The following is a 25,760-nucleotide window of genomic DNA, read 5'->3' on the forward strand; positions in this document are numbered from 1 at the left end:
GTACTCACCACTCGATGCCCCTCTGGCCCTTCTGGCCCGCGTCCATGGGGTGCTTGACCTTGGACATGTCGGTGACGAGGTCCGCGAAGTCCACCAGCTTCTCGGGGGCGTTGCGCCCGGTGATCACGACGTGCTGGGTCCCGGGCCGGTCCCGCAGCACGGAGATGACCTCGTCCGTGTCGATCCAGCCCCAGTGCATCGGGTAGGCGAACTCGTCGAGCACGTACAGCTGGTACGTCTCGGCTGCGAGGTCACGCTTGACCTGCTCCCAGCCCTCGCGGGCCTTCTCCTCGTTGTCCATCTGCGCGTCGCGCTGGACCCAGGACCAGCCCTCGCCCATCTTGTGCCAGTCGACGCTCCCGCCCTCGCCGCTCGCGCCGAGGACGCGCAGCGCGTTCTCCTCGCCGACCTTCCACTTCGCCGACTTGACGAACTGGAACACCCCGATCGGCCAGCCCTGGTTCCAGGCGCGCAGGGCGAGCCCGAAAGCGGCCGTCGACTTGCCCTTGCCGATGCCGGTGTGGACGACGACGAGCGGACGGTTGCGCCGCTGCCGCGTCGTGAGCCCGTCGTCCGGCACGACGCTCGGCTGTCCCTGAGGCATTACGCGACCCTCCTGCTGTTCGACTGCTGACCCTGTACGTTCTTGACGAGCCCGGCGATCGAGTCGGCCCGCAACTCGTCGAGCGTCACGGCCGTCCCGCCCAGCTCGCCCGCCAACTGTCCCGCGAGCCCGAGTCGTACGGGCCCCGACTCGCAGTCGACGACCACGGACGCCGTTCCCTCGGCGGCGAGCAGCCGCGCCGCGCGCCCCGCGAGCGCCACGGGCTCGGGTCCGCCGGTCGCGCGCCCGTCGGTCACCACGACGACGAGCGGCCGGCGCGCCGGGTCCCGCAGCCGCTCCACGCGCAGCACGTCGTGCGCCTTCAGGAGCCCCGCGGACAGCGGCGTACGTCCACCGGTGGGCAGCGACTCAAGGCGGACGGCTGCCGCGTCCACGGAGGACGTCGGCGGGAGCGCCACGTCGGCCGAGGAGCCGCGGAACGTCACGAGCCCCACCTTGTCGCGCCGCTGGTACGCGTCGAGGAGCAGCGACAGGACAGCGCCCTTGACGGCGCTCATCCGCTGCCGCGCCGCCATCGACCCGGAGGCGTCGACCACGAACAGGACGAGGTTGCCCTCGCGGCCCTCCCGGGTCGCCTGCCGCAGATCGTCACGCCGCACCACGAGCCCGGGACCGGAACGCCCCCGCGCCCGCTGGTGCGGGGCCGCGGCCTGCACGGTCGCCGCCAGGTGCAGCTTCGTGAGCGCCCCCCGGGGACGCCGCGCACCCGTCGTACGGCCGTGCTCGGTGCGCGCCCGCGAGCGCCGCCCGGCGGCACCCTCACCCAGACCCGGCACGCTCAGCATCTTCGTACGGAAGGGCTCGGCGGCCCGGGCCGCGGCCTGCTCGCCGCCGCCCGCGGGGGCCTTCTGCTCGCCGCTCTCGGAGGGCTCGCCCTGCGCGGGGATGTCGGCTGCCTGGTCGCCGCCCGCGTCGGGGCCGTTGCCCTCGGGCGCGTCCTGCGGCGGCTGCCCGCCCCCGCCACCGTCGTCATCACCGTCACCGTCCGGATCCGGTTCTGCATCCTGACCGTCCTGCCCGCCGAACTCCTCAAGAGTGTCGTCGAGCTTGTCCTCGTCGAGCCCCGGCGCGTCGAACGGGTTGCGGCGCCTGCGGTGCGGCAGCGCGAGGAGCGCGGCCTGTCGCACGTCCTCGGCCAGCACATCCGTGCGGCCCGCCCATGCGGCGAGCGCCGTCGCCGTACGCGCCATCACGATGTCCGCGCGCATCCCGTCGACCTCGAACGCGGCGCATGTCGCGGCGATCTGCCGCAGCGCGGCGTCGCCGAGGCGCACCGAAGGCAGCAGGTCACGGGCCGCGACGATCCGCGCCCGTACGGCGGACTCCTCCTGCTCCCACTTCCCGGCGAAGCCCTCGGGGTCGTCGTCGTAGGCGAGGCGCCGCTTGACGACCTCGACGCGCTGGTCGGGCTCGCGGGAGGCGGCGACCTCCACGGTGAGGCCGAACCGGTCGAGCAACTGCGGCCGCAGCTCTCCCTCTTCGGGGTTCATGGTGCCGACGAGCAGGAAGCGCGCGGCATGCCGCACGGACACGCCCTCGCGCTCCACGTACGAGGCGCCCATCGCGGCCGCGTCGAGCAGCAGGTCCACCAAGTGGTCGTGCAGCAGGTTCACTTCGTCGACGTACAGGATCCCGCGGTGCGCGTCGGCGAGGAGTCCCGGCTCGAAGGCCTTGACTCCCTCGGCGAGCGCCCGCTCGATGTCGAGCGCGCCGACGAGCCGGTCCTCGGACGCGCCGACGGGCAGCTCGACCATGCGGGCGGCACGTGAGGTGCCGGGTCCGGTCTCGTGCGGCCCGTCCGGGCACGCCGGGTCCGGGGCGCCGGGCGCACACGAGAACCGGCACCCGGCGACGACCTCGACCTCCGGCATGAGCGCCGAAAGAGCGCGTACGGCCGTCGACTTGGCCGTGCCCTTCTCGCCGCGCACGAGCACACCGCCGACGGCGGGGCTGACCGCGTTCAGCAGCAGCGCCAGACGCAGGTCGTCCTGCCCGACGAGCGCGGTGAACGGATAGGGGGTACTCACTGGTCGTCGCCCTCCAAGTCGCCCTCAAGTTCCAGATACGTGGCCCGCAGCCGCTCCAGCGTCTGCGCGTCCGGCTCGGCCCACAGCCCGCGCTCGGCCGCTTCGAGCAGCCGCTCGGTGATGCCCCGCAGGGCCCACGGGTTGGACTTCTTCATGAAGTCCTGGTTCTCCGCGTCGAAGACGTACTCGGCCGACAGCTTCTCGTACATCCAGTCGTCGACGACGCCGGCCGTCGCGTCGTACCCGAAGAGGTAGTCGACGGTCGCCGCCATCTCGAAGGCGCCCTTGTATCCGTGGCGGCGCATCGCCGCCATCCAGCGCGGGTTGACCACACGCGCCCGGAACACCCGGTGCGTCTCCTCGCCGAGCGTGCGGGTCTTCACCTGGTCGGGCACGGCGGAGTCGCCGACGTACGCCTCGGGGGACGCGCCCGTCAGGTGCCGCACCATGGCGACCATGCCGCCGTGGTACTGGAAGTAGTCGTCGGCGTCGACGAGGTCGTGCTCGCGCGTGTCGACGTTCTTCGCCGCCACGTTGATGCGCCGGAACGCCGTCTCCATGTCACCGCGCGCGGCCCGCCCGTCGAGCCCGCGCCCGTACGCGTAGCCGCCCCACACCGCATACACCTCGGCGAGGTCCGCGTCGGACTGCCAGTTGCGGGCGTCGATCAGCGGCAGCAGCCCCGCCCCGTACGCCCCCGGCTTCGACCCGAAGATCCGGGCCGTGGCCCGCCGCCGGTCGCCGTGCTCGACGGCGTCCTCTTCGACATGGGCGCGTACGTAGTTCTGCTCGGGGCTCTCGTCGAGCGCGGCGACGGCCTGCACGGCGTCGTCGATCAGACCGACGACATGCGGGAACGCGTCGCGGAAGAAGCCGGAGATACGGACCGTCACATCGATGCGCGGGCGCCCGAGTTCGGCGGCCGGCACGATCTCGAAGCCGGTAACACGGCGCGAGGCGTCGTCCCACACCGGGCGGCAGCCGAGCAGCGCGAGGATCTCCGCGATGTCGTCGCCCTGCGTACGCATGGCCGAGGTGCCCCACACCGTCAGGCCCACGGACTTGGGATACTCGCCCGTGTCGGCGAGGTAGCGCGCCACCAGCGAGTCGGCGAGCGCCTGCCCGACCTCCCAGCTCAGCCGCGACGGAATCGCCTTCGGGTCGACGGAGTAGAAGTTGCGCCCCGTCGGCAGCACGTTCACCAGGCCGCGCGTCGGCGACCCGGACGGTCCCGCGGGCACGTATCCGCCGTCGAGCGCGCGCAGAATGTGCCCGATCTCGTCCGTGGTGCGCGCGAGCCGGGGCACGACCTCACGGCACGCGAACTCCAACACCGCGACGGCGTCCGGGAGTTCGGTCCCGACAACGTCCCGGACGAGCGCCGGGACGGCTGCGGCGTCCCAGCCGCGCTCCTCCATGCCCTCGGCCGCGCGCCGGCACAGCTGCTCCAGGAGGTCGATCGCGTCGGCGGCGCTGCGGGCGGGACCGTCGACGAGGTCCGTCAGCCCGTCCGGCACCTTCACCGGCGCGCCGGGCTCGCCGAGCAGCTCCTTCTCGACCAGGCCGAAGTGCTCGGCCAGGCAGGCCCGCAGGCCGGGCAGCGCGTTCGCGGTGCCGCCCCACACCTGCGAGGCGCGCAGCACGGCGAGCACGAGGTTCACGCGCGGCTCGCCGACCGGGCCGCCGCCCAGGATGTGCAGACCGTCACGGATCTGCACGTCCTTGATCTCGCACAGATAGCCGTCGATGTGCATCACGAACTCGTCGAAGTCGCCGTCGTCCGGCTGCTCGTCGACATGCAGGTCGTGGTGGAGCTCGGCGGCCTTCACCAGCGTCCAGATCTGGGCGCGCACGGCCGGGGCCTTCGTCGGGTCCAGGTCGGACACGAGCGCATACTCGTCGAGGAGCTGCTCCAGCTTCGCCAGGTCTCCGTACGTGTCGGCGCGCGCCATCGGCGGGACCAGATGGTCGACGACCGTGGCGTGCCCGCGGCGCTTGGCCTGCGTGCCCTCGCCCGGGTCGTTCACGATGAACGGGTAGATCAGCGGCAGCTCGCCCAGGACCGCGTCGGGCGCACAACTCCCGCTCAGACCGAGGCCCTTGCCGGGCAGCCACTCCATCGTGCCGTGCTTGCCCATGTGGATGACGGCGTCCGCGCCGAAACTGTTCTCCAGCCAGCGGTACGCGGCCATGTAGTGGTGCGACGGCGGCATGTCCGGGTCGTGGTAGATCGCGATCGGGTTCTCGCCGAAACCGCGCGGCGGCTGGATCATCACGACGACGTTGCCGAACTGGAGGGACGCGAGCACGATGTCGTCACCGTCGACGTAAAGGGAGCCCGGCGGCTCGCCCCACGCCTCCAGCATGCCGTCGCGCAGCTCGGGCGCCAGCTTGTCGAACCAGGCGCGGTAGTCGGCGAGCGGCACCCGCGCGGGCGCCGCCGCCAGCTGGTCCTCGGTGAGCCACTCGACGTCGTGACCGCCCGCCGCGATGAGGCGGTGGATCAGCTCGTCCCCGTTGTCCGGGTAGCCCTCGACGCCGTAACCCGCCTCGCGCAGCGCGTCCAGGACACGGACGGCGGAGGCGGGCGTGTCGAGGCCCACCGCGTTGCCGACCCGCGAGTGCTTGGTCGGGTAGGCGGTGAAGACGACGGCGAGCTTCTTCTCGTCGTTCGGCTTGTGGCCGAGACGGGCGTGGCGCACGGCGATTCCGGCGACGCGCGCGGCCCGCTCGGGGTCGGCCGCGTACACGGGGACGCCGTCGGGGCCCTCCTCCTTGAAGGAGAACGGCACGGTCACGATCCGCCCGTCGAACTCGGGGATCGCGACCTGCATCGCCGCGTCCATCGGCGACAGGGCGGCGTCCGACGCCTCCCAGGCCGCCTTCGACGACGTGAGGCAAAGACCCTGGAGGACGGGGATGTCGAGGTCGGCGAGCGCGCCGATGTCCCAGGCCTCCTCGTCGCCGCCCGCGGACGCCTGCGAGGCATGTGTGCCGCCCGCGGCGAGCACGGTCGCGACCAGGGTGTCGGCCTCGCCGAGCAGCTCGTACAGGCCGGGGTCGGCGCCGCGCAGCGAACCGCAGTACACCGGAAGGGAGTTGACGCCGCGCGCCTCGATCGCGTCGCACAGCGTGTCCACGAACGCGGTGTTCCCGGACAGCTCGTGGGCGCGGTAGAAGAGCACGCCGACCGTCGGCCGGCCCTCGACGCGCGCGCGGCGGCCGTGCACCCCGTACTCGGGCATCTTCTGCGGCTCGGCGCTGTGCCGCTCCTGAGCGCCGCCCGCCCGGCCGTGCCCGCCCCGCAGCACGTCCTGGACGAGGAAGCGGGCCAGCTCGACGAGGTTGCCCGGTCCGCCCTCGACGAGATAGCGCAGCGCCTCGGCCACGGCGCCCGCGTGCACGGTCGACTCGGCCATCAGCTCCGCGTCCGGCACGCTCTCGCCGCCGAGCAGGACCGTCGGCACGCCGGACGCCTTCAGCGCCGCGAGCCCGTCCTCCCAGGCACGCTTGCCGCCGAGGAGCCGTACGACGGCGATGTCCACGCCGTCGAGCAACTCCGGCAGTTCGCTCTGCACGTCGACGCGGGTCGGGTTCCCGATCCGGTAGGGGGCGCCGGAGGCCCGGGCCGCCAGCAGATCGGTGTCTGCGGTCGACAACAACAACACTGTGCTCATGCGGGCGCTCCCGGTGGAATGAAAGGCAGTCCTGACGGAGCGCCGGACTCGATGAGCCGCCACAGCGCGTCCGTGTCCGCGTGTTCTTCGATCAGATCGCCGAGCCGGTCGAGCTGCTCCTCGCGCAGCGCGCCGAACGACGTGTCGGGCGCCGGCACGAAACGGCGGCCCGCGGCGGCCGCGACCTCGCGCAGGAACGCCCGGCGGAAGCCGTCCGCCTCCAGCGAGCCGTGCCAGTGCGTGCCCCAGACGGCGCCGACGCGGCAGCCGTCGAGGCTGTGTCCATTGTCATCAGAGATGAACGCCTCGCCGCCGGAGACCTCGGCGACGCCGTGATGGATCTCGTAGCCCTCGACGGGTTCGCCGAGCGCCTCACCGACGGGCCGGGCCAGCGTCTTGTCCTTCTCGAACCGCACCCGTACGGGCAGCAGTCCGAGCCCGTCCACGGTCCCGGCCCGCGACTCCACGTCGTCCTCGATGCTGTTGCCGAGCACCTGGAAGCCACCGCAGATTCCGAGGACGGGCCGTCCCTCGGCGGCGCGCCGCGCTATGGCGTCGGCGAGACCGCGCTCGCGCAGCCACTGAAGTGCCTTGACGGTGCCGCGCGTTCCGGGCACGACGACCAGGTCCGCGTCGACGAGCTCCTCGGCCCGGTCGACAAACCGCACGACGACACCCGGCTCCGCGGCCAGCGCGTCCACGTCGGTGAAGTTCGACATCAGCGGCACGGCGCACACGGCGACGCGCAGCACGTCCTCGCCGACGGGCGCCGCGGTCTGTGACTCGCGCACGGAGCCCCGCAGCGACACGCGCAGCCCGTCCTCCTCGTCGATGCCGAGGCCGTGCTGGAAGGGCAGCACGCCGTACGTGGCCCGCCCGGTCAGGTCCTTGAGCATGTCGAGGCCGGGCTCGAGGAGGGAGACGTCGCCGCGGAACTTGTTCACCAGATAGCCGGCCAGCAGCTCCTGGTCCTCGGGCGCGAGCAGCGCCGTCGTGCCGAAGAACGACGCGAAGACGCCGCCGCGGTCGATGTCGCCGACCACGAGCACGGGCAGCCGCGCGGCCCGCGCGATCCCCATGTTGACGATGTCGGTGCGGCGCAGGTTGATCTCGGCGGGAGAGCCCGCCCCTTCACAGATCACGGCGTCATAGCTGCCCCGGAGTTCCTCCAGGCATCCCACGACGGTGTCGAGGAGTGCGGCCTGGCGCCCTCCGTGGTAGCCGCGGGCGCTCAACTCGCCCACCGGCTTGCCCATGAGCACCACCTGGCTGCTCCGGTCGCTGCCCGGCTTCAGCAGTACGGGGTTCATCAGGGCGCTCGGCTCGACGCGGGCGGCCTGCGCCTGCATGGCCTGCGCACGGCCGATCTCGGCGCCCTCGCGCGTCACGAAGGAGTTGAGGGACATGTTCTGCCCCTTGAACGGCGCGACCTTCACCCCCTGCCGCACCAGCCACCGGCAGATGCCCGCGGTGACGACGCTCTTCCCGGCATCGGACGTGGTCCCTGCCACCAGCAGTCCGCCACCACTCACGACTTCCCCCTCCGCAACAGAGCCCGCCCGGCGACACACACGCCGAGGGCCAGCCAGCTCACGCGCCGCGAAAGCCGCGCCGCCCGCTCGACGTCGGCGGTTTCCACGGACCGGCCCGACGCGTTCAGTACGGGCCGGTGCTCGACCCGCCCGCCGTACGACAACGTGCCCCCGAGCCGCACCCCGAGCGCCCCCGCGAACGAGGCCTCGACGACACCGGCGTTGGGGCTCGGGTGCAGCCGCGCGTCCTCACGCCACGCGGTGAGCGCGCCGCGCGGACGGCCGCCCGCGACCGCGGCGAGCACGCCGGTCAGCCGCGCCCCCGGCCAGCCGGCCACGTCGTCGAGCCGCGCGGACGCCCAGCCGTAACGGCGGTACCTGGCCGACTTGTGCCCGACCATGGCGTCCAGCGTGTTCACGGCGCGGAAGGCGACGAGCCCGGGGACCCCGGCGACGGCGCCCCACACGAGCGCGCCCACGACGGCGTCGGAGGTGTTCTCGGCGACGGACTCGACGACGGCCCGCGCGATCCCGTCCGCGTCCAGGGCCTGCGGGTCGCGCCCGCACAGATGCGGCAGCCGCTCGCGCGCCGCGTCCACGTCACCGGCGGCCAGCGCGCCCCCGATGGCGCGCGCCTCGCGCCCCAGCGACGTACCGCCGACGACGGCCCAGGTGGCGGCGGCGGTCAGGGCGATGGAGGCGGCGGGGGAGCGGCGCACGGCGCGCGCGGCGAGGCCACCGGCGACGGCGGCGCCCCCGGCGCACACGGCGGTGTGCAGCGCGCCCCACCCGCGGTGGTCACTCCACAGCACTCGCTCGACGGCGCCCGCGGCCCGCCCGAACGCGGCGACCGGATGCCCGCGGCGCGGATCGCCGAACAGGAGGTCACCGAGGAGTCCGGCGGCGCTGCCGTACGCGAAGACGCGCTCGGCTCGCACGGGGTCAGCCCGCCGTTACGGCAGAGGGAACCCTTGTACTCGTCCTCGGCGGGAGAACCCGCAACTGGCAGCCGCGCATGGCGATATGTCCTCACTCAGGGTGTCCACGCCCTGGTTGGAAGAGACCGGCGGCGAGAGTTCCTGGCTTCCGGGTCCTGTGGGACCTCGGTGACAGTGGCGGGACCGCGCCGGATTCGCACCGGCTTCCTCTCCTGCTGCCGTAGATGGCCCCGGAAGTCCACCACGCTCCGCGAACGCCCGTCAACTTGCCGTTGACCTGCGAAGGGAGAGTGTGCTGAGGCACACACGAAGCGGGGTGCGGGACGCCTTCGCGTCCCGCACCCCGCACTCCTGCCGGTTACCTCCGGTCAGGCGACGATCAGGAAGATCCCGTACCCGACGGCCGCCGCGCACAGGGCGAAGCAGGCGTACGCGCCGGAGACGGCCAGCGCCGCCGAGTTGCCCTGGGCCGCCGCCGACTCCCGCTTGGTGAGGCCGACGATGCCGAGGGTGAACAGGCCCACGAGGGCCACCGTGATCACGAGGCTGACTCCGAACACGGAGCCGAGTGCTGCCCAGTCGATGTGCATAGCGCTGCTGCTTCCTTAGACCGTGGCAGGTCGCGCGGGCTCCGCCGAGGGCGGGGCGGGCGAGGCGGGGATGGTGGTCTTCACGTCGGCCAGGTCGGCGACCGTGCCGGCGGGCGGCGGGGTGACGGCCGCGATCGCGGTGGTCACGACGCCGGCGGGCTCGGCCGGGACCTCGGTGTCGTCGTCGTCCGTGACGTTCGTGTGGTCGACCGAGTTGCGGCGGGACAGCGCCCAGATGGCGCCCGCGCCGGCGATCAGGAGCAGCGCGGTGACGGCGACGCCCCACGAGCCCTGCTTGGTGAGGAACTCGGCGCCCGCGCCGACCAGACCGGCGGCCGGCAGGGTCAGGCCCCAGGCGATGAACATGCGGGTCGCGGTCGACCAGCGGACGACGCCGCCCTTGCGGCCGAGGCCCGAGCCCATCACGGCGCCGGAGCAGACCTGCGTCGTGGAGAGCGAGAAGCCGATGTGCGAGGAGGCGAGGATCGCGGTCGCGGCGCTGGTCTGGGCGGCGAAGCCCTGCTGCGGCGCGAGGTCCGTGAGGCCCTTGCCCATGGTGCGGATGATGCGCCAGCCGCCGAGGTAGGTGCCGAGCGCGATGGCCGTACCGGCCGAGACGATGACCCACATCGGAGGGTTCGAGCCGGGGTTCAGGACGCCGCCCGTGATGAGGGCGAGCGTGATGATGCCCATCGTCTTCTGCGCGTCGTTCGTGCCGTGCGCCAGCGAGACCAGGCCCGCGGAGGCGATCTGCCCGGCGCGGTAGCCCTTGGCGGTCGCCTTCTGGTCGGTCTTGCTGCCTATCCGGTACGTGAGCCGGGTGGCCAGCATCGCGGCGATGCCCGCCACGAGCGGCGCGGCGACGGCCGGGAGAAGGATCTTGGTGACGACGGTGCCGCCGTTGATCGACGACCAGCCCATCGACATCACGGCGGCGCCGATGAGGCCGCCGAAGAGAGCGTGGGAGGAGCTGGAGGGGAGCCCCACCAGCCAGGTCAGGAGATTCCAGAGGATGGCGCCCACCAGCGCCGCGAAGATGACCTCGGTCTTGAGTCCGTCCTCGTTGATGATGCCGCCGGAGATCGTCTTGGCGACCTCCACGGAGAGGAAGGCTCCGACGAGGTTCAGCACGGCGGACATGGCCACCGCCGTCTTGGGCTTGAGAGCGCCGGTCGAGATGGTGGTGGCCATCGCGTTGGCAGTGTCGTGGAAACCGTTCGTGAAATCGAACACGAGAGCGGTGACGATCACGATCCCGAGGAGAAGCGTGATGTGTTCCATTTACCCAGGCTTCTGTTGGACGTCAGTGGCACGTGGACCGTAGGCAATCTGAGTGAACGGAAGATGAACTGGGGCGGGCGGAGCGGTGACTCAAAGCGGAGTGCCGCCACTCCGTTGGGAACGGGGCGGCGGCACGGGGGCGTCCGTGAAGCGGAACGGTGGCCGAATCAAGCGGAAGCAAGCCCTCCGCTAGCCGCGGGCGAACCTCCGCAACTGGGCCTGCGAACCGTTGAAGAGATTCTGGTCACCCGGCAGTCCGCCGCTGTTGTCGTACTGCCAGAACGTCCAGTACGACCAGCCCGAGGGCAGCGCCCCGGCGGACTCGTCGTAGCGGGCGAGCCAGAGCGCGTGGTTGCCCGCGAAGACCGTGCTGTTGCCCGTGCAGTTCTTCCACCAGTGGTAATTGGTGTAGATCACCGGCCGGCGGCCCGTCCTGCGGCGCACCTCGTCGCTGAACGACCTGATCCAGGAGATCATCTTCGCCTTGTTCAGGCCGTAGCACTTCTTCGAGCTGTACGGGTTGTACTCGATGTCGAGCGCCGGCGGCAGCGTCCAGCCGTCCGCCCGCCACGCGCCACCGTTACGCACGAAGTACGAGGCCTGCGTCCGGCCGGACGACTTGTTCGGGAGCGCGAAGTGGTACGCGCCGCGGATGATGCCCGCGTTCCGCGCTCCGCCGTACTGCTGGTCGAAGTAGGGATTGCGGTAGGTGGTGGACTCGGTCGCCTTGACGTAGACGAACCGTGCGCCCTTGCTCTTGGCCTTCTGCCAGTTGACGTTCTTCTGGTGCGACGAGACGTCGTGTCCCTTGGTGCCGCCCGCCGCGGACGCCGGAGCCTGGGCGAGAGCGGTCCCCCCGAGCGTCAGAGCGGCCAGCGATGTGGCGGTCGCGAGGTGCGTGCGGCGACGGAACGGTTTGTGACCACGAGCCATATTTCCCCCCGGAATGGCGACGTGCATGACAAATCCCACCCGAGGCTACCGGAAGATCCCTCTATGCCCGTCGATCTCCAGCCAATCGTTTCCAGGCGGGCATTCATGCCCATTCGTGCGCTTCCGGACTTCTGGGCTCCGCACTAAAGTGCCCCGGCCCCACGATCCGCGCGGGCCCGCCGTACGGCTGGCAGGATGCGGGCATGGCGCAGGAACCGGGCGGTGCGGGACAGGGAGCGGAGGGGCTCGCGCAGGCATGGAGCGCGCTCGTGGCGACGGCCCGGCGCACCGTCGCCGACGGTCTCGTCGTCGGGACCTCGGGAAACGTCTCGGTGCGGATCGGCGACACCGTTCTCGTCACGCCCAGCGGGGTCCCCTACGACGAGCTCACCCCGGGCGACCTCGTCGCCGTCGGCCTCGACGGCCGGCAGAGCGCCGGAACCCTGACCCCGACCAGCGAACTCCCGATGCATCTGGCGGTCTACCGCGCCACGCCCGCCCGCGCCGTCGTCCACACCCACGCGGTCCACGCCACCGCCGTCTCCACTCTCGTGCCCGAACTCCCGCTCATCCACTACATGGCCGCCGCCCTCGGCGGTCCCGTCCGGGTTGCCCCGTATGCGACGTACGGCACCGAGCGGTTGGCCGAGAACGTCCTCGAGGCTCTCAAGGGGCGGACCGGCTGCCTGCTCCAGAACCACGGCACCCTCACCTACGGCGACACCCTCGCCTCCGCCTACGACCGCACGGCCCAGCTCGAATGGCTGTGCCGCGTCTGGCTCACCGCGAGCGCCCACCCGCACCACACCCCGACGCTCCTCACCCGCGACCAGGTGCGCGAGGTGGAGGAGAAGCTGCGCGGGTACGGGCAGCAGGGCTGAACCGCCACCCGGCGCCCCCGCGGCCGCGCCCCACTGGCCGGTCGGAGTCCGGCCGCGGACACTGGGACGGTGCGCACCGCCAGAGCGACGGCCGCTGCCGTCACCGCAGTCATCGGTACCGGCGCGGTCGCGGTCGCGGTCGGCCGGTTGGCCAGCGATGCCGCCCTCAAGGCGCCTGCGGGCCGACCGCTCCCCACCGAGCCACGCCTGACCGTCCACGCCACCGCCGCGGGCCGGGTCACCCTCACCCGCGATCTGGCCTCGCTGCGCCGGGGCACCTACGGCCTGAGCGGCGACGGATTCCACGCCGTGGTCGGGCCCGCCCTCGAGTCCGCCCCGCACGCCGCGGACGCCGTCGTGCGCCGCCTGGAGCGCGTCACCCACGGCTCACTCGAACCCGGCGCCAAGGCCTGGCTCACGCCCCAGGTCCACATCGGCGACCCCAAGGCGGCGCTCGGCCTCGACCACGCCGACATCGACATCCTCGGCGAACTGGGCGCGCTCCCCGCCTGGTTCGTCCCCGGCGCCCGCGACACCTGGGTCATCACCGTCCACGGCCTGGGCACCACACGCGAGCACCCCATGGTCCTCATGGACTTCCTGCACCGCCACCGCTTCCCCGTGCTCGACCTCGCCTACCGCGGCGACCTCGGCGCCCCCTCCTCCCCGGACGGCCTCGGCCACCTCGGCGAGACGGAGTGGCGCGACCTGGACGCCGCGATCCGCTACGCCGTGCGCTACGGCGCGCAGCGCGTCATCGTGCACGGCTGGTCGACCGGCGCCGCCATGGCACTGCATGCGGCGGCCCATTCCGCTTTGCGGGACCGCATCTCCGGACTCGTCCTCGACTCACCCGTCCTCGCGTGGGACGTGACGCTGCGTGCCCTCGCCGGAGCCCGCGGCATCCCCGGCCCCCTGCTGTCCCTCGCGGTCCGCGCCGCCCAGGGGCGCACCGGGCTGCACGGCGACCGCCTCGACACCGCCGCCCACCCCGACGCGCTCAAGGTCCCCACACTCGTGATGCACGGCCCCGACGACGAGATCGCCCCCTGGGCCCTGTCCCGCGAACTGGCCGCCCGGCGCCCCGATTTGGTCACCCTCCACACCGTCGCCGACGCCCCGCACGGAGCCATGTGGAACGCGGACCCGCAGACGTACGAGGAGACGCTCCGCCGCTTCCTGACCCCCCTCATGTAGCTCCGTCACAGCTCCGTCGGACGCACGGGAACCGCCCGCCGGCGGCACGGGACAGATGCGCAGGAAGGCCCGCGTAGACCCCCGGCGTGCGCCGGTCCGCGGACCCTCCCGCGACGCCCGCAAAGAGCCCCGGAACCATTCCGTTTGGGTTTTCGGACCGTCAACCGGAAGACTGCCCCCGTGACGTCCCGTATCCCGCGCGACTCCAGGCTCCGACTCGTCCGCCCGCGCACCCTCGCCGCCGCCCCCGTGCGGGCCGACGGAGTGGTGACCCAGACTCGCCCGCCCCGCCCGGCGCCCCGCCCGCCGGAGGGCACCCCACCCCCGGCGGAACTGGCCCGCATGGCCCGCCGCGGCCTCGCCGACGCCGTCCGCGTGGCCCGCTGGGCCGACGCCGTCCTCAGCCCCGGCAGCGGCCACGGCACCCCCGACGGCAGGGGCGCCCTCTCCGCACCCACCGCCGAACGCGCGGCGGCCGACCTGGAGCTGACCCCGCGGCAGGTCCGCGCCGACTGGGACACCGCACGCCTCGCGGGCCTCGTCGAGGTGCACGGCGACAGTGCGCGCCCCGGCTGGCGCCTGCGCGCCTGGGACCGCGACGACACCGCCGTGCTGCGCGGCTGGGTCGCGCTCTTCGACGCCTGGTCCCTGGCCCACCCCGCCGACGAGAGTCTCGAGGCCGCCGCGGTCGCCGAGGTCGTCGAGGCGATGCCCCAGGTGCTCTCCCTCCTCCAGCTCTCGGCCGGCCCGGTCCCCGTCCCGCAACTCCTCGACCTGCTCGGCCAGCGCGTCGAGGAACTGCGCACGGAACGCTGCGAGATCCCCTACGGCCCGCAGCCCGAGCGCACCGGACCCGCGACCGGCGCCACCGGCACCGACCTCCCCCCGCTCCTCGACTGGGCCCTGCACGGCCTCGCCGCCGTCGGCGCCCTCACCTACGCCGACGGCCAGGCCACCCTCACGCCGCTCGGCAGCTGGGCGGTCTGGGTCAAGCTGGAGCAGATCTGCGTGGCCGCCCAGTCCCCGGCGGGCAACATCGAGCAGTCCGCCGAGGACATGCTCAGAGGCTGCGCACGGCTGCGCCCGAACGCGGCCCGTGCCGAGTACCGCGCCTGGCTCGCCGCCCGCCCCGTCGGCAGCGCCGTCACCGAGCTGATCGCCGCCGCCCGCGGCGAGGACGCCCTGCTGCGCGGCCTGGCCTTCGAGGCCCTGCGCGTCGTCGGAGCCCCCGCCGAGCCCGTCGTCCGATCCGTCGCCGACGAGCCGCCCCTGCGCCCCTACGCGCTGCTGTGGCTCGCCGAGTACGAAGGCGCCGATCCCGAGGACGTCCACATGGTGCTGACCCGCGAGGAGACGACCTGGCTGTGGGTGGACACCGCGGCGGCCGTCGCGGACCACGGCGAGGCGCAGCTCCTCGTGCGCCATCTGGAGTCCGCCGTGCAGCCCACCGTGCCGGCCCTGCTCGACGAGGTCCGGGCGGCCGGGCATCCGCGTACCGTGCAGGTCCTCGTCGCGCTGGCCGCGGCGCACCCGGACCCGGCGCTCGCCAAGGCCGTCCGCCGGGCCGCCTTCCAGGTACACACCGGAGGCGCGTGACACCGCGCCCCACGATCAGGCCGGCACCTCGGGGGCGCAGGTGCCGAAGCCTGATACCTCCGATTCCTATGGGGCAGGGCAAGAAACGGGCCCCCAGGGCGAAAGACCGCCCACCCTGCTGATCGAGAACCAAGACAGCACATGCACCTCCAAGCGTTGCCGTACCAAACCGGGCAGGTTTCGTCCCGGCTGGTGTTGATCGTGGAAGACCTGTCCGGTCGCTGACCCGCAGGCAGCGTGAGCCAGGAATCCCCCTGCTTTAGCTGGGGGAGGATTCAATGTGCTCACTCCTTCTTACCGACGGCGGACGCACGCCTTACGCCGGTCCGGAATGTGCTGCCGGATCCAGCCTGGCGCCCGGCACCGACAATTCGCCCCGGGAGCCGGTCCCGCTCACCGGAACGTGTTGCACTGCGCCATGTCGCCGCTGCGGTAGCCCTCGTAGAACCACTGCTGCCGCTGCTGCGCCGAGCCGTGCGTCCAGGTCTCGGGCGTCACGCGGCCCTGGAACTTCTCCTGGATCCGGTCGTCGCCGACGGCGGCCGCCGCGTCCAGGCCGTCGCGGATGTCCGCGTCGGTGAGGTTCGTGATCAGGGGCTTGCCCGTCTTGTCGTCCGGCGTCGTCGTCGCGTGGTGCGCCCACACCCCGGCGTAGCAGTCCGCCTGGAGCTCGACCCGCACCGCGTTGCTGTTCTGGCCCGTACGCCCGTCCTGGGAGCGCTGGAGCGTCCCCATCAGGTTCTGCACGTGGTGCCCGTACTCGTGCGCCACCACGTATGCCTGCGCGAAGGGGCCGCCGCTGGAGCCGAACTTGGTGCGCAGCTCGTCGAAGAAGCCCAGGTCCAGATAGACCTTGCGGTCGCCCGGGCAGTAGAAGGGCCCGACCGCCGAGGTCGCGGTGCCGCACGCGGTGGCGACCTGGCCGGTGAAGAACACGGTCTGCGCGGGGGAGTAGGTGCCCCCGCGGTCGCGGAATTCCTGACGCCAGTAGTCCTGGACGCTGTTGACGACCGCCACGATGCGGCAGTCCTCCTTGTTGTTCGCGTCCTGGCCCGTACGGCAGTCCTGGCTGACCTGGGCCGCGGACGAGACGGTGGTGTCGGGTTCGCCACTGCCGGAGGAGAGGCCGAATTCGTTCGTGCCGAAGAAGAGGCCGACCAGGAGGGCGAGCAGGCCCGCGAGGCCGCCGCCGATGGTCCGCCGGCCGCCGGGGACCCGGCGCCTGTCCTGGACCTCGGAGGTGTCCAGGTCGGCGCCGTCGTCGAACTGCATGGCCGCACCGCCCTCTGCCGCACGTCAGGGGCGGCGGCCCGCCGCCCAACGCCCACTATCGAACAGTTCGTGGCGGTCTGCCCCTCGGCCCGGGAACGGCAGGGCGGAAAACTGTTTGCATCGCCCCGTTAGACTTGGCCCATGGCCATTCTCCGCATGCACTAGACGGCTCATCGCCCTCAGTAGCCCTTCCGCCGTCCAATCCCTGCTCAGGAGTCTGTCCGTGATCACCGCTTCCGGCATCGAGCTGCGCGCCGGCGCCCGCATCCTCATCGAGAACGCCACCTTCCGTATCGCCAAGGGCGACCGCATCGGCCTGGTCGGACGCAACGGCGCGGGCAAGACGACGCTCACCAAGTGCCTCGCCGGTGAGGGCACCCCGGCCGGGGGCCAGATCGCCCGCTCCGGAGAGGTCGGCTACCTCCCGCAGGACCCCCGCACCGGCGACCTTGACGTCCTGGCCCGCGACCGCATCCTGTCCGCGCGCGGCCTCGACACCCTGATCCAGAAGATGCGCGACAACGAGCAGCGCATCGCCAACGGCACGGGCGCCACGCGCGCGAAGGCGCTCAAGCAGTACGAGCGCCAGGAGACGGAGTTCCTCACCAAGGGCGGATACGCCGCTGAGGCCGAGGCCGCCACCATCGCCGCCGCGCTCAACCTGCCCGACCGCGTGCTCGGCCAGCCCCTGCACACGCTCTCCGGCGGTCAGCGCCGCCGTATCGAGCTGGCGCGCATCCTCTTCTCGGACGCGGACACCCTGCTCCTCGACGAGCCCACGAACCACCTCGACGCCGACTCCATCGTCTGGCTGCGCGACTACCTGAAGTCGTACCGCGGCGGCTTCATCGTGATCTCCCACGACGTCGACCTCGTCGAGACGGTCGTCAACAAGGTGTTCTACCTGGACGCGAACCGCTCCCAGATCGACGTCTACAACATGGGCTGGAAGCTCTACCAGCAGCAGCGCGAGGCCGACGAGAAGCGCCGCAAGCGCGAGCGCCAGAACGCCGAGAAGAAGGCCGCGGCCCTCAACTCCCAGGCCGACAAGATGCGCGCCAAGGCGACCAAGACCGTCGCCGCGCAGAACATGGCCAAGCGCGCCGACCGGCTGCTCGCCGGGCTCGACGCGGTCCGCGTCTCCGACAAGGTCGCCAAGCTGCGCTTCCCCGAGCCCTCCCCGTGCGGCAAGACGCCGCTGATGGCCGAGGGCCTGTCGAAGTCGTACGGCTCCCTGGAGATCTTCACCGACGTCGGCCTGGCCATCGACAAGGGCTCGCGCGTCGTCATCCTCGGCCTCAACGGCGCGGGCAAGACCACCCTGCTCAAGCTGCTCGGCGGAGCCGAGAAGCCCGACACCGGCGAGATCATCGAGGGCCACGGCCTCAAGCTCGGCTACTACGCGCAGGAGCACGAGACCCTCGACCCGGAGCGCACGGTCCTGGAGAACATGCGCTCCGCCGCCCCCGACCTGGACCTGGTCGCGGTGCGCAAGACGCTCGGCTCGTTCCTGTTCTCCGGGGACGACGTCGACAAGCCGGCCGGTGTCCTGTCCGGCGGTGAGAAGACCCGCCTCGCGCTCGCCACGCTCGTCGTGTCGTCCGCGAACGTCCTGCTCCTCGACGAGCCCACGAACAACCTCGACCCGGCCAGCCGCGAGGAGATCCTCGGCGCGCTGCGCACCTACAAGGGCGCCGTCGTCCTCGTCACCCACGACGAGGGCGCCGTGGACGCGCTCCAGCCGGAGCGGATCATCCTGCTGCCGGACGGCGTCGAGGACCTCTGGGGCCAGGACTACGCGGATCTGGTCAGCCTCGCCTGACCCTCCGGCGCCCGCGTCCGGGCCCGCACGATCACGGTCGGCCGTCAGCACGGCTTGATCGAAAGGCTGATCCACTCGGTATGGATCATTCGGCCGATCCGTGATCCATCATCTGAGTGAGATCTCCTCGTACCGCGGTGTGTCCTACACGGATTGCGTCGCCGCACCGGCGCCGGGCCCCTTGTGCCGACTGGCAAGGCGCTGACCTGGCCCTTCGCGGAGAACGCCGTTTCCGGCCCCGCCCGGGTGCGCCCGGAACCCTCCGTTCCACTCGTGTCGACCGCTTCCCGACCCCACAAGCTCGTCGTACGGACCTTGCCGAATGGGTGGCCAGGAAGCCCAGGAGGGGTGATCATGAGAAGTCCAGAGCGCACTTCCCATGAGGAGGCACGGGTGGCCGAGACTCTGAAGAAGGGCAGCCGGGTAACCGGCGCCGCGCGCGACAAGCTCGCGGCAGACCTGAAGAAGAAGTACGACTCCGGTGCGAGCATCCGAGCGCTGGCCGAGGAAACCGGCCGCTCGTATGGGTTCGTGCACCGGATGCTCAGTGAGTCGGGAGTCACGCTGCGAGGTCGCGGCGGGGCTACACGCGGCAAGAAGGCGACCGCGGCCGGCTGACTCGGGCAGTGCACAGGCTTCGATGGTGACCACCCGGTCGGTCCGCCGACCGGCCGGTTGGTTACTGTGCAGTAGTTTCGAGGGCGTCGACACGTTCGGCACGTCCTTGCCCCACTGCGCACACCATCGGAGGCACACATGGCTTCGCTCGACACCGGAACCGGCAAGTTCGCACCGGTATTCGACAAGGACGGGGTCCGCCTCACCGTCGACGATTCCCTCGCCACGGTGACGCTGACCAACCCGGACAAGCGCAACGCCCAAAGTCCCGCTCTGTGGCGGGCGTTGGCCGACGCCGGGAAGTCCCTGCCGGGCAGCGTGCGCGTCGTCGTGCTGCGCGCGGAGGGCCTCTCGTTCTCCGCGGGCCTCGACCGTCAGGCGTTCACGCCCGAGGGTTTCGACGGCGAGCCGTCCTTCATCGACCTGGCGCGCGGCTCCGACGACGTGCTCGACGACACCATCGCCGAGTACCAGGAGGCGTTCACCTGGTGGCGGCGCAGCGACATCATCACGGTCGCCGCGGTGCAGGGACATGCGATCGGCGCCGGCTTCCAGCTCGCCCTCGCCTGCGATCTGCGGATCGCCGCCGAGGACGTGCAGTTCTCCATGCGCGAGACCAGCCTCGGTCTGGTGCCCGACCTCACCGGCACGCACCCCCTCGTCTCCCTCGTGGGATACGCGCGCGCCCTGGAGATCTGCGTCACCGGCCGCTACGTCCACGCCGACGAGGCGGGCCGCATCGGCCTGGCCAACCTCGTCGTGCCCGCCGACCAGCTCGACGCCGCCGCGCGCGACCTCGCCGGAGCACTCGTCGCCGCGCCCCGCGACGCCGTCATCGAGACCAAGGCCCTGCTCCAGGGCGTCTCCGGACGCTCGTACGAGGAGCAGCGCACCGCCGAGCGCGCCGCACAGGGACGCCGGCTCCGGGACCTGGCAGGCCTCGGCGACTGACGCGACCCACACATGGCCGACGCATGACCCGGGCCGACCCGGGCCGGACGGCCCTCAGCGCACGGCGGTCACCAGAACGGCCACTGACGGACCATCCGCCAGGGCCCCGGTGACCGCCGTCCGCACGTCCCGCGCCACATCGAGCACCCGCCGCCCGCCCGACACCGCCAGTTCGATCCGCACATGGCGGCGCGGCAGCGCGGCCGTGCCCTCGGAACGCTCCCCGATGTGCACCGCACGCCCCAGGCCGCCCAGCGAACCGGTCAGCCGCGCCACCCCCGGCACGGAGAGCGCAGCCTGCCCGACCCGTTCCTCGTCGCTGTCACTCTTCGCCTGCCCGCCGTCCGCGATATCCGCCTCCGCGTCCCCTGAGGCGGGCTGCGCCTGCGCACTGTCGTCGAGCAGCGCCGTCACCCGCAGGTCCACCTCCGCCACCGTGAGCCCGAGCCCGTCGGACGCCGCGCCGTTCAGTGCCGCGCGCAGCCGGGACGCGGCCGTGGGCAGCGGTTCGTCCGGCGTCGCCGCGCACTCCGCGACGATTCTCAGCGGCCCCGGCGGCAGGGCACTCGGCGGCGCGGGCACCGCGGACTCGTAGGAGCCTTCGGGGTCGGCGAGCTCGATCCGCAGGCTTCCCAGCCGCACCCCCGGCACTGATCGGACCGCCTGGCGCAACGACGACCGCGCCGCCGACTCGGCCAGCCAGCACCCGTCACGCGGACCCCCGAGCGGTACCAGCCTGCCCAGCCCGAGCTGGTGTCGTACTGCCTGCGTCCATCGGTCAGCGCTCATTGCCCCAGCCTGCCGCATCCCTGGCGCGCGACCGGGCAACCGCACTTAGTGTGGTCGAAAGAGCAGTGACTCCCAGAGAACGACCTGAGAGAACCTCTTCGAAAGGGACGACCCGCGATGAGCGACACCGCAGAGAAGCCGGGGGAAGCGACCGGAAGCAGGACCACTGTGACCAAGCGGGGCGGGGGAGCCGCCGGGACGCGAGGACGCACCACCATCGCCGACGGTGTGGTCGAGAAGATCGCCGGCCTCGCCGCGCGGGACGTCATGGGCGTGCACGCGATGGGCAGCGGCCTGTCCCGCACCTTCGGCGCCGTACGCGACCGGGTGCCCGGCGGCACCAAATCAGTGTCGCGAGGGGTGAAGGCAGAGGTCGGCGAGGTACAGACCGCGCTCGACCTGGAAATCGTCGTGGAGTACGGGGTGTCGATCGCCGACGTCGCCCGTGACGTGCGCGAGAACGTGGTCGCGGCCGTCGAGCGCATGACCGGCCTCGAGGTCGTCGAGGTCAACATCGCGGTGAGCGACGTGAAGCTGCCCGACGAAGAGGACGAGGAGCCGGAGTCCCGGCTTCAGTAACCACCTGCCCGCGAGCTTGCCCTTGAGGAGGAGCGCTCGATGAACCTGGCCGTGATCGGCATGATCGCCGGAATGGCTCTCGGATTCGCCGGATACTTCGGCGGCTTCGGTGCCTTCCTGCTGGTGGCGGCGCTCGGCGCCGTCGGCTTCGTCGCCGGCCGGTTCCTCGAGGGGGACCTGGAACTCGGCGACTTCTTCCGCACGCGCGGCGACCGGCGGCGGTGACCGGTGGCGACGCAGGTCGCGCCCGCCGGTCGCGGCGCGACCCGGATCGCCGACCGGGTCGTCGCGAAGATCGCCGCACAGGCGGCGCGTGAGGCGCTCCCGGCCGTTCCCGCGAAAGGCAGCGCCCCGCACGCCACTGTCTCCGTGCGCCACGACATCGCCCATGTGCGGATCAGTCTCGAACTGGACTACCCCGGCGACATCGGAACGCAGTGCGGCGCCGTGCGTCGCCAAGTCGCCGAGCGGGTAAAGGCGTTGGCGGGGATGGAGGTGCCCGAGGTGGCCGTCCAGGTGGAGCGGCTGCACTCGGAGCACGATCGCGGCGCGGCACAGCGGAGGATCCGATGAGCGAGCCCACACAGCCCCTGCCCGTCGTCGAACGCGGGCAGGGCGAGCTCGACCAGTTCGGCCAGTCCGGCTCTGCGGCCACCTACAAGGCGCTGCCCACGCCGGAGGGCGAGCACGGCACCGGCCGCTTCTGGTCGTCGCGCCGGATCCCCGCCGCACTGGTGGCGATCGTCCTCCTCGGCGGCACCGGGATCCTGCTCTACGACATCGCCGCCGTGCGCGCGGGCCACTCCGCGATGCACTGGCGGCGCGCCCTCGCCCGCGAACTCGCCGACCGGCCCCTGGACAACGTGTGGGTGCTGGTCGGCGCCGGGGTGGCCGCCGCGCTCGGGCTGTGGCTGATCGTGCTCGCCGCGACGCCCGGCCTCCGTGCCGTCCTGCCGATGCGCCGCACCCACCCGGACGTACGGGCCGGACTGCACCGCGACGCGGCCGCCATGGTCCTGCGTGACCGGGCCATGGAGGTGGCGGGCGTGCAGTCCGTACGCGTACGGATGAAGCGCTCCAAGGCCGAGGTGCGGGCCGTCTCCCACTTCCGTCAACTCGACGACGTACGCGCCGACTTGGATGCCGTGATCGGCGAGACCGTCAAGGGGCTCGGGCTCACCGCCACGCCCGGTCTGTCCGTACACGTGGCGCGGCCCGGAAAGAAGGGATGAGCCCCGTGCTCAGGACCGTGAACCGGGTCGTCGTCGGCCTTGCCGGACTGATCCTCGTCGTGTTCGGAGGGTCCGTACTCGCCGTCGGGCTCGGCGCGCCCCCGCCGACCTGGTGGATCTACTACGGGCGGCACGACGTGCTGCTGAGCAGGGCGGACCGCTACCGGTGGCGCGACGACGGCTGGTGGTGGCCGGTCGTCATCGCCGTGCTCGCCGTCTGCGTGCTGCTCGCCCTGTGGTGGCTGGTCGCCCAACTGCGGCGGCGCCGGCTTGCCGAGGTCCTCGTCGACACCGGGGACGGCGAGGGCGCGCTGCTGCGCGGCCGGGCGCTCGAAGGGGTCCTCGTCAGCGAGGCGGAGTCGCTCGACGGCGTGGAGAGCGCCGGGGTCCTCCTGACCGGGCGGCGCTCCGCACCCCACGTACGCATGGGCCTGCTCCTCGAACCGCACGCGGAGCCCGGGGCTGCGCTTCAGCGGATCAGCGAGGAGGCCCTGGGGCACGCGCGGGACTCCGCCGGGCTCGCCGCCCTGCCGGCCGAGGTGCGGCTCCGCGCGGTGAAGCACCGCGCGGAGCGCGTGAGTTGATCCGACAGGCCCGCCGGCTCAGAAGCCGTGCTGGGAGCCGCCGTCCACCGGGAGCATCACGCCCGTGAGGTACGACGCGGCGGGCGAGAGGAAGAACGCGGCGGCGCGGCCGAACTCCTCCGGCCTGCCGTAGCGGCGCAGCGGGATGCCCGCCTCGTTGGCGGCGCGGGTCGCCTCCGGGTCGGCGGAGAGGCCGTCGAGCTCACGGACCCGGTCCGTGTCGATCCGCGCCGGGAGCAGCCCGACGACGCGGATGCCGCGCGGGCCCAGCTCGTCCGCGAGGGACTTCGCGAACCCGGCGAGCCCGGGGCGCAGGCCGTTGGAGATGGTCAGGCCGGGGATCGGCTCGTAGACGGAGCCGGAGAGCACGAAGCCGATGACACCGCCCTCACCGAGTTCGGCCGCGGCCGAGCGGGCGAGCCGCACCGCGCCGAGGAAGACCGACTCGAAGGCCGACTCCCACTGCTCGTCGGTGTTGTCCGCGAGGAAGCCGGGGGCCGGCCCGCCGACGCTGATCAGTACGCCGTCGAAGCCGCCGAAGTTCTCGCGCGCGGCGTCGATCAGGCGCCGCGCGCCGGCGGGGTCGGCGTTGTCGGCGGCGATGCCCACGACGTTCTCGCCGAGCGTTTCGGCGGCCTCGGCCACCCGCTTCTCGTCCCGCCCGGTGATGATCACCTTCGCGCCGTCGGCGACGAGCTCACGCGCGGCGGCGTTGCCCAGGCCGCGGGTGGCGCCGGTGACGACGTAGACACGGTCCTTCAGTCCAAGATCCATGGGTCCTATCCTGCCTCGCCGGTCCCGAACAGTGTGAAGGCGGTCCCCACCAGGCCGATATGGCTGAAGGCCTGCGGGAAGTTCCCGAGCTGGCGCCCCGACACGGGGTCGTACTCCTCGGCGAGCAGCCCCACGTCGTTGCCGAGCGCGCAGAGCTGGTCGAACAGCTCGCGGGCCTCCTGCGTATGCCCCGTCAGATGCAGCGCGTCCGCGAGCCAGAACGAGCAGACGAGGAACGTGCCCTCGCGGCCCGGGAGTCCGTCGAGACCGGTCGCCTCGGCGCTGTAGCGGCGCACGAAGCCGTTGTCGGAGAGCTCGTCGCGGATCGCCTGGACGGTGCCGAGGACGCGCCGGTCGTCCGGCGGCAGGAAGCCGACGAGGGGGATGATCAGCAGTGATGCGTCGAGCTCGGCCGAGCCGTAGTACTGGGTGAACGTGTTGCGTTCCGCGTCGTATCCGCGCTCCAGGACGTCACGGTGGATGTCGTCGCGCAGCCGCCTTATGGCGACGAGATCGCCCGGCAGACCGGGCTCGTCCTCCAGGGCCTTGACGATGCGGTCGGCGGCCACCCACGCCATCACCTTCGAGTGCACGAAGTGCCGGCGCGGCCCGCGGACCTCCCAGAGCCCCTGGTCGGGCCAGCGCCACGCGGTGCTCAGGAACTCCACGAGGGCCAGCTGGAGCCGCCACGCGTGCGGCTCGGACGGCATACCCGCGACCCGTGCCAGGGCGAGCGAGTCGATCACCTCTCCGTACACGTCGAGCTGGAGCTGGTGCACGGCGTCGTTGCCCGCGCGTACGGGGACGGAGTGGCCGTATCCGGCCAGCCACGGGAGTTCGATCTCGGGCAGGCGGCGCTCGCCCGAGAGCCCGTACATGATCTGCAGGTCCGCCGGGTCGCCCGCGACCGCGCGCAGCAGCCAGTCCCGCCATGCCTTGGCCTCGTCGAGATAGCCGGCCGACACGAGCGCGCCGAGGGTGAGGGTCGAGTCGCGCAGCCAGCAGTACCGGTAGTCCCAGTTGCGCACGCCGCCGAGCTCCTCCGGCAGCGACGTGGTGGGCGCGGCGACGATCCCGCCGGTGGGTTCGAACGTGAGCGCCTTCAGGGTGAGCAGGGAGCGCAGGACCGCGTCCTTGTGCGGGCCCTCGTAGCGGCACTGCGCCGACCACTCCTCCCACTGCTCCTGGGAGCGGCGCAGGGACTCGAACGGGTCGATGAGGCCGGGGCGCGGCTCGTGCGACGGGTGCCAGGTCAGCACGAACGCGACGGACTCGCCCTCCTCGACGGTGAACTCGGAGTGGGTGGTGAGGTCCTTGCCCCAGGTGCGTACGGGGGGTTCGCTGCGCAGCCACATCGAGTCGGGCCCCGCGACAGCCACGCGGTGGCCGTCGGACCTGCGCATCCACGGCACGATCGACCCGTAGTCGAAGCGCAGGCGCAGGGTGCCGCGCATCGTGACGCGGCCCCTGAGCCCCTCGACGATACGTACGAGGTCGGGGGCCTCGTCGCGCTGCGGCATCAGGTCGGTGACCCGGACGCTGCCCTCGTCGGTGTCCCACTCCGTGTCGAGGACCAGGGTGCCGGGGCGGTAGGAGCGGCGGGTGCAGTCGCCCGCGCCCTTCGGGGCGAGCCGCCAGTGGCCGTTCTCCTCCTTGCCCACGAGCGCGGCGAAACACGCCGGCGAGTCGAAGCGCGGGAGGCAGAGCCAGTCGACGGAGCCGGCACGGGAGACGAGGGCGGCCGTCTGCTGGTCGCCGATGAGCGCGTAGTCCTCAAGGGGTCGGTGCACGTGAGCCGGGTTCCCGGCGGACGGGGCCGCCAATCCCACCGGGGGCCGGGCGGGTGAGGGCGAATGCGCGCG

At 72.3% G+C, this 25,760-nt stretch carries 23 protein-coding genes and 1 riboswitch; of the genes, 11 read left to right on the forward strand and 12 right to left on the reverse strand.

The window, feature by feature from the left end:
- Positions 1-4: 4 nt before the first annotated feature.
- The 8 genes from cobO to OHA58_RS28285 all read right to left on the reverse strand — a co-directional run bounded on the left by cobO (position 5) and on the right by OHA58_RS28285 (position 11,603).
- Positions 5-604 (reverse strand): cob(I)yrinic acid a,c-diamide adenosyltransferase, encoded by a 600-nt coding sequence (gene cobO, locus OHA58_RS28250; protein WP_329574575.1) that lies wholly within the window; start codon positions 602-604, stop codon positions 5-7.
- Positions 604-2,652, reverse strand: coding sequence for a putative cobaltochelatase (locus OHA58_RS28255; RefSeq protein WP_405482263.1), 2,049 nt, complete (start codon positions 2,650-2,652; stop codon positions 604-606). Before OHA58_RS28255 ends, cobO begins: the two co-directional genes overlap by 1 nt.
- Entirely contained in the window at positions 2,649-6,329 is a 3,681-nt protein-coding gene (gene cobN, locus OHA58_RS28260) for a cobaltochelatase subunit CobN (RefSeq protein ID WP_405482264.1), read from the reverse strand. Before cobN ends, OHA58_RS28255 begins: the two co-directional genes overlap by 4 nt.
- A complete protein-coding gene (locus OHA58_RS28265; RefSeq protein ID WP_405482265.1) occupies positions 6,326-7,861 on the reverse strand; it encodes a cobyric acid synthase in 1,536 nt (511 codons plus the stop codon). Before OHA58_RS28265 ends, cobN begins: the two co-directional genes overlap by 4 nt.
- Positions 7,858-8,799, reverse strand: a complete 942-nt coding sequence (locus OHA58_RS28270) for a cobalamin biosynthesis protein (RefSeq protein ID WP_355686350.1) — start codon at positions 8,797-8,799, stop codon at positions 7,858-7,860. The genes OHA58_RS28265 and OHA58_RS28270 overlap by 4 nt, the downstream gene beginning before the upstream one ends.
- A gap of 114 nt (positions 8,800-8,913) precedes the next feature.
- Positions 8,914-9,058: riboswitch (cobalamin riboswitch) on the reverse strand.
- A gap of 109 nt (positions 9,059-9,167) precedes the next feature.
- Positions 9,168-9,389 (reverse strand): hypothetical protein, encoded by a 222-nt coding sequence (locus tag OHA58_RS28275; RefSeq protein WP_100592482.1) that lies wholly within the window; start codon positions 9,387-9,389, stop codon positions 9,168-9,170.
- 15 nt (positions 9,390-9,404) lie between these two features.
- Positions 9,405-10,670: an anion permease gene (locus tag OHA58_RS28280; protein WP_405482267.1), complete on the reverse strand. Its 1,266-nt coding sequence runs from the start codon at positions 10,668-10,670 to the stop codon at positions 9,405-9,407.
- Positions 10,671-10,859: 189 nt separating this feature from the next.
- Complete coding sequence (locus OHA58_RS28285; RefSeq protein WP_405482269.1) at positions 10,860-11,603, reverse strand: lysozyme; 744 nt, start codon at positions 11,601-11,603, stop codon at positions 10,860-10,862.
- A 203-nt stretch (positions 11,604-11,806) separates the two neighbouring features.
- Between OHA58_RS28285 and OHA58_RS28290 the strand changes: the two genes are divergently transcribed.
- From OHA58_RS28290 to OHA58_RS28300, 3 genes are all read left to right on the forward strand, one after another.
- Positions 11,807-12,484: a class II aldolase/adducin family protein gene (locus OHA58_RS28290; RefSeq protein ID WP_405482270.1), complete on the forward strand. Its 678-nt coding sequence runs from the start codon at positions 11,807-11,809 to the stop codon at positions 12,482-12,484.
- Positions 12,485-12,553: 69 nt separating this feature from the next.
- Positions 12,554-13,681, forward strand: a complete 1,128-nt coding sequence (locus tag OHA58_RS28295) for an alpha/beta hydrolase family protein (RefSeq protein ID WP_405482272.1) — start codon at positions 12,554-12,556, stop codon at positions 13,679-13,681.
- A gap of 180 nt (positions 13,682-13,861) precedes the next feature.
- Positions 13,862-15,277, forward strand: coding sequence for a hypothetical protein (locus OHA58_RS28300; RefSeq protein ID WP_405482273.1), 1,416 nt, complete (start codon positions 13,862-13,864; stop codon positions 15,275-15,277).
- 393 nt (positions 15,278-15,670) lie between these two features.
- Here the strand turns inward: OHA58_RS28300 and OHA58_RS28305 are convergent, their stop codons facing one another.
- Positions 15,671-16,549 (reverse strand): neutral zinc metallopeptidase, encoded by an 879-nt coding sequence (locus tag OHA58_RS28305; RefSeq protein ID WP_405482274.1) that lies wholly within the window; start codon positions 16,547-16,549, stop codon positions 15,671-15,673.
- Between the two features lie 223 nt (positions 16,550-16,772).
- Between OHA58_RS28305 and OHA58_RS28310 the strand changes: the two genes are divergently transcribed.
- From OHA58_RS28310 to OHA58_RS28320, 3 genes are all read left to right on the forward strand, one after another.
- A complete protein-coding gene (locus OHA58_RS28310) occupies positions 16,773-18,371 on the forward strand; it encodes an ABC-F family ATP-binding cassette domain-containing protein (RefSeq protein WP_405482275.1) in 1,599 nt (532 codons plus the stop codon).
- A 393-nt stretch (positions 18,372-18,764) separates the two neighbouring features.
- Entirely contained in the window at positions 18,765-18,989 is a 225-nt protein-coding gene (locus OHA58_RS28315) for a helix-turn-helix domain-containing protein (protein ID WP_189492003.1), read from the forward strand.
- 138 nt (positions 18,990-19,127) lie between these two features.
- Positions 19,128-19,940, forward strand: a complete 813-nt coding sequence (locus OHA58_RS28320; RefSeq protein WP_405482277.1) for an enoyl-CoA hydratase/isomerase family protein — start codon at positions 19,128-19,130, stop codon at positions 19,938-19,940.
- 54 nt (positions 19,941-19,994) lie between these two features.
- Here OHA58_RS28320 and OHA58_RS28325 read toward each other — a convergent pair whose 3' ends face one another.
- A complete protein-coding gene (locus tag OHA58_RS28325) occupies positions 19,995-20,729 on the reverse strand; it encodes a nucleopolyhedrovirus P10 family protein (RefSeq protein WP_405482278.1) in 735 nt (244 codons plus the stop codon).
- A gap of 117 nt (positions 20,730-20,846) precedes the next feature.
- On the opposite strand from OHA58_RS28325, the gene OHA58_RS28330 reads away from it, so the two are divergent.
- The 5 genes from OHA58_RS28330 to amaP are packed head-to-tail and all read left to right on the forward strand — an operon-like array spanning position 20,847 to position 23,124.
- Positions 20,847-21,308, forward strand: coding sequence for an Asp23/Gls24 family envelope stress response protein (locus OHA58_RS28330; protein WP_405482279.1), 462 nt, complete (start codon positions 20,847-20,849; stop codon positions 21,306-21,308).
- 39 nt (positions 21,309-21,347) lie between these two features.
- Positions 21,348-21,533, forward strand: a complete 186-nt coding sequence (locus OHA58_RS28335) for a hypothetical protein (RefSeq protein ID WP_405482280.1) — start codon at positions 21,348-21,350, stop codon at positions 21,531-21,533.
- Positions 21,534-21,536: 3 nt separating this feature from the next.
- A complete protein-coding gene (locus OHA58_RS28340; RefSeq protein ID WP_405482281.1) occupies positions 21,537-21,881 on the forward strand; it encodes a hypothetical protein in 345 nt (114 codons plus the stop codon).
- Positions 21,878-22,540, forward strand: a complete 663-nt coding sequence (locus OHA58_RS28345) for a DUF6286 domain-containing protein (RefSeq protein WP_405482283.1) — start codon at positions 21,878-21,880, stop codon at positions 22,538-22,540. The genes OHA58_RS28340 and OHA58_RS28345 overlap by 4 nt, the downstream gene beginning before the upstream one ends.
- The gene (gene amaP, locus OHA58_RS28350; protein ID WP_405482284.1) at positions 22,537-23,124 is read left to right on the forward strand and encodes an alkaline shock response membrane anchor protein AmaP; all 588 of its coding nucleotides are present in this window, start codon (positions 22,537-22,539) and stop codon (positions 23,122-23,124) included. Before OHA58_RS28345 ends, amaP begins: the two co-directional genes overlap by 4 nt.
- 18 nt (positions 23,125-23,142) lie before the next feature.
- Here amaP and OHA58_RS28355 read toward each other — a convergent pair whose 3' ends face one another.
- Positions 23,143-23,898 carry an SDR family oxidoreductase gene (locus OHA58_RS28355; protein WP_405482285.1) on the reverse strand — a complete coding sequence of 252 codons (756 nt, stop codon included), beginning with the start codon at positions 23,896-23,898 and terminating at the stop codon, positions 23,143-23,145.
- A gap of 5 nt (positions 23,899-23,903) precedes the next feature.
- Complete coding sequence (locus OHA58_RS28360; protein ID WP_405482287.1) at positions 23,904-25,688, reverse strand: glycoside hydrolase family 15 protein; 1,785 nt, start codon at positions 25,686-25,688, stop codon at positions 23,904-23,906.
- Between the last annotated feature and the right edge of the window lie 72 nt (positions 25,689-25,760).

Origin of the sequence: Streptomyces sp. NBC_00009 (genome assembly GCF_045040855.1) — a bacterium.
GTDB classification, from domain to species: domain Bacteria; phylum Actinomycetota; class Actinomycetes; order Streptomycetales; family Streptomycetaceae; genus Streptomyces; species Streptomyces aureus.

Coding starts and splice junctions, on each gene's coding strand:
- cobO (WP_329574575.1), bottom strand. CDS start 604: ATGCCTCAGGGACAGCCGAGCGTCGTGCCGGACGACGGGCTCACGACG.
- cobN (WP_405482264.1), bottom strand. CDS start 6,329: ATGAGCACAGTGTTGTTGTTGTCGACCGCAGACACCGATCTGCTGGCG.
- OHA58_RS28275 (WP_100592482.1), bottom strand. CDS start 9,389: ATGCACATCGACTGGGCAGCACTCGGCTCCGTGTTCGGAGTCAGCCTC.
- OHA58_RS28280 (WP_405482267.1), bottom strand. CDS start 10,670: ATGGAACACATCACGCTTCTCCTCGGGATCGTGATCGTCACCGCTCTC.
- OHA58_RS28285 (WP_405482269.1), bottom strand. CDS start 11,603: ATGGCTCGTGGTCACAAACCGTTCCGTCGCCGCACGCACCTCGCGACC.
- OHA58_RS28290 (WP_405482270.1), top strand. CDS start 11,807: ATGGCGCAGGAACCGGGCGGTGCGGGACAGGGAGCGGAGGGGCTCGCG.
- OHA58_RS28305 (WP_405482274.1), bottom strand. CDS start 16,549: ATGCAGTTCGACGACGGCGCCGACCTGGACACCTCCGAGGTCCAGGAC.
- OHA58_RS28320 (WP_405482277.1), top strand. CDS start 19,128: ATGGCTTCGCTCGACACCGGAACCGGCAAGTTCGCACCGGTATTCGAC.
- OHA58_RS28325 (WP_405482278.1), bottom strand. CDS start 20,729: ATGAGCGCTGACCGATGGACGCAGGCAGTACGACACCAGCTCGGGCTG.
- OHA58_RS28330 (WP_405482279.1), top strand. CDS start 20,847: ATGAGCGACACCGCAGAGAAGCCGGGGGAAGCGACCGGAAGCAGGACC.
- OHA58_RS28335 (WP_405482280.1), top strand. CDS start 21,348: ATGAACCTGGCCGTGATCGGCATGATCGCCGGAATGGCTCTCGGATTC.
- OHA58_RS28345 (WP_405482283.1), top strand. CDS start 21,878: ATGAGCGAGCCCACACAGCCCCTGCCCGTCGTCGAACGCGGGCAGGGC.
- amaP (WP_405482284.1), top strand. CDS start 22,537: ATGAGCCCCGTGCTCAGGACCGTGAACCGGGTCGTCGTCGGCCTTGCC.
- OHA58_RS28355 (WP_405482285.1), bottom strand. CDS start 23,898: ATGGATCTTGGACTGAAGGACCGTGTCTACGTCGTCACCGGCGCCACC.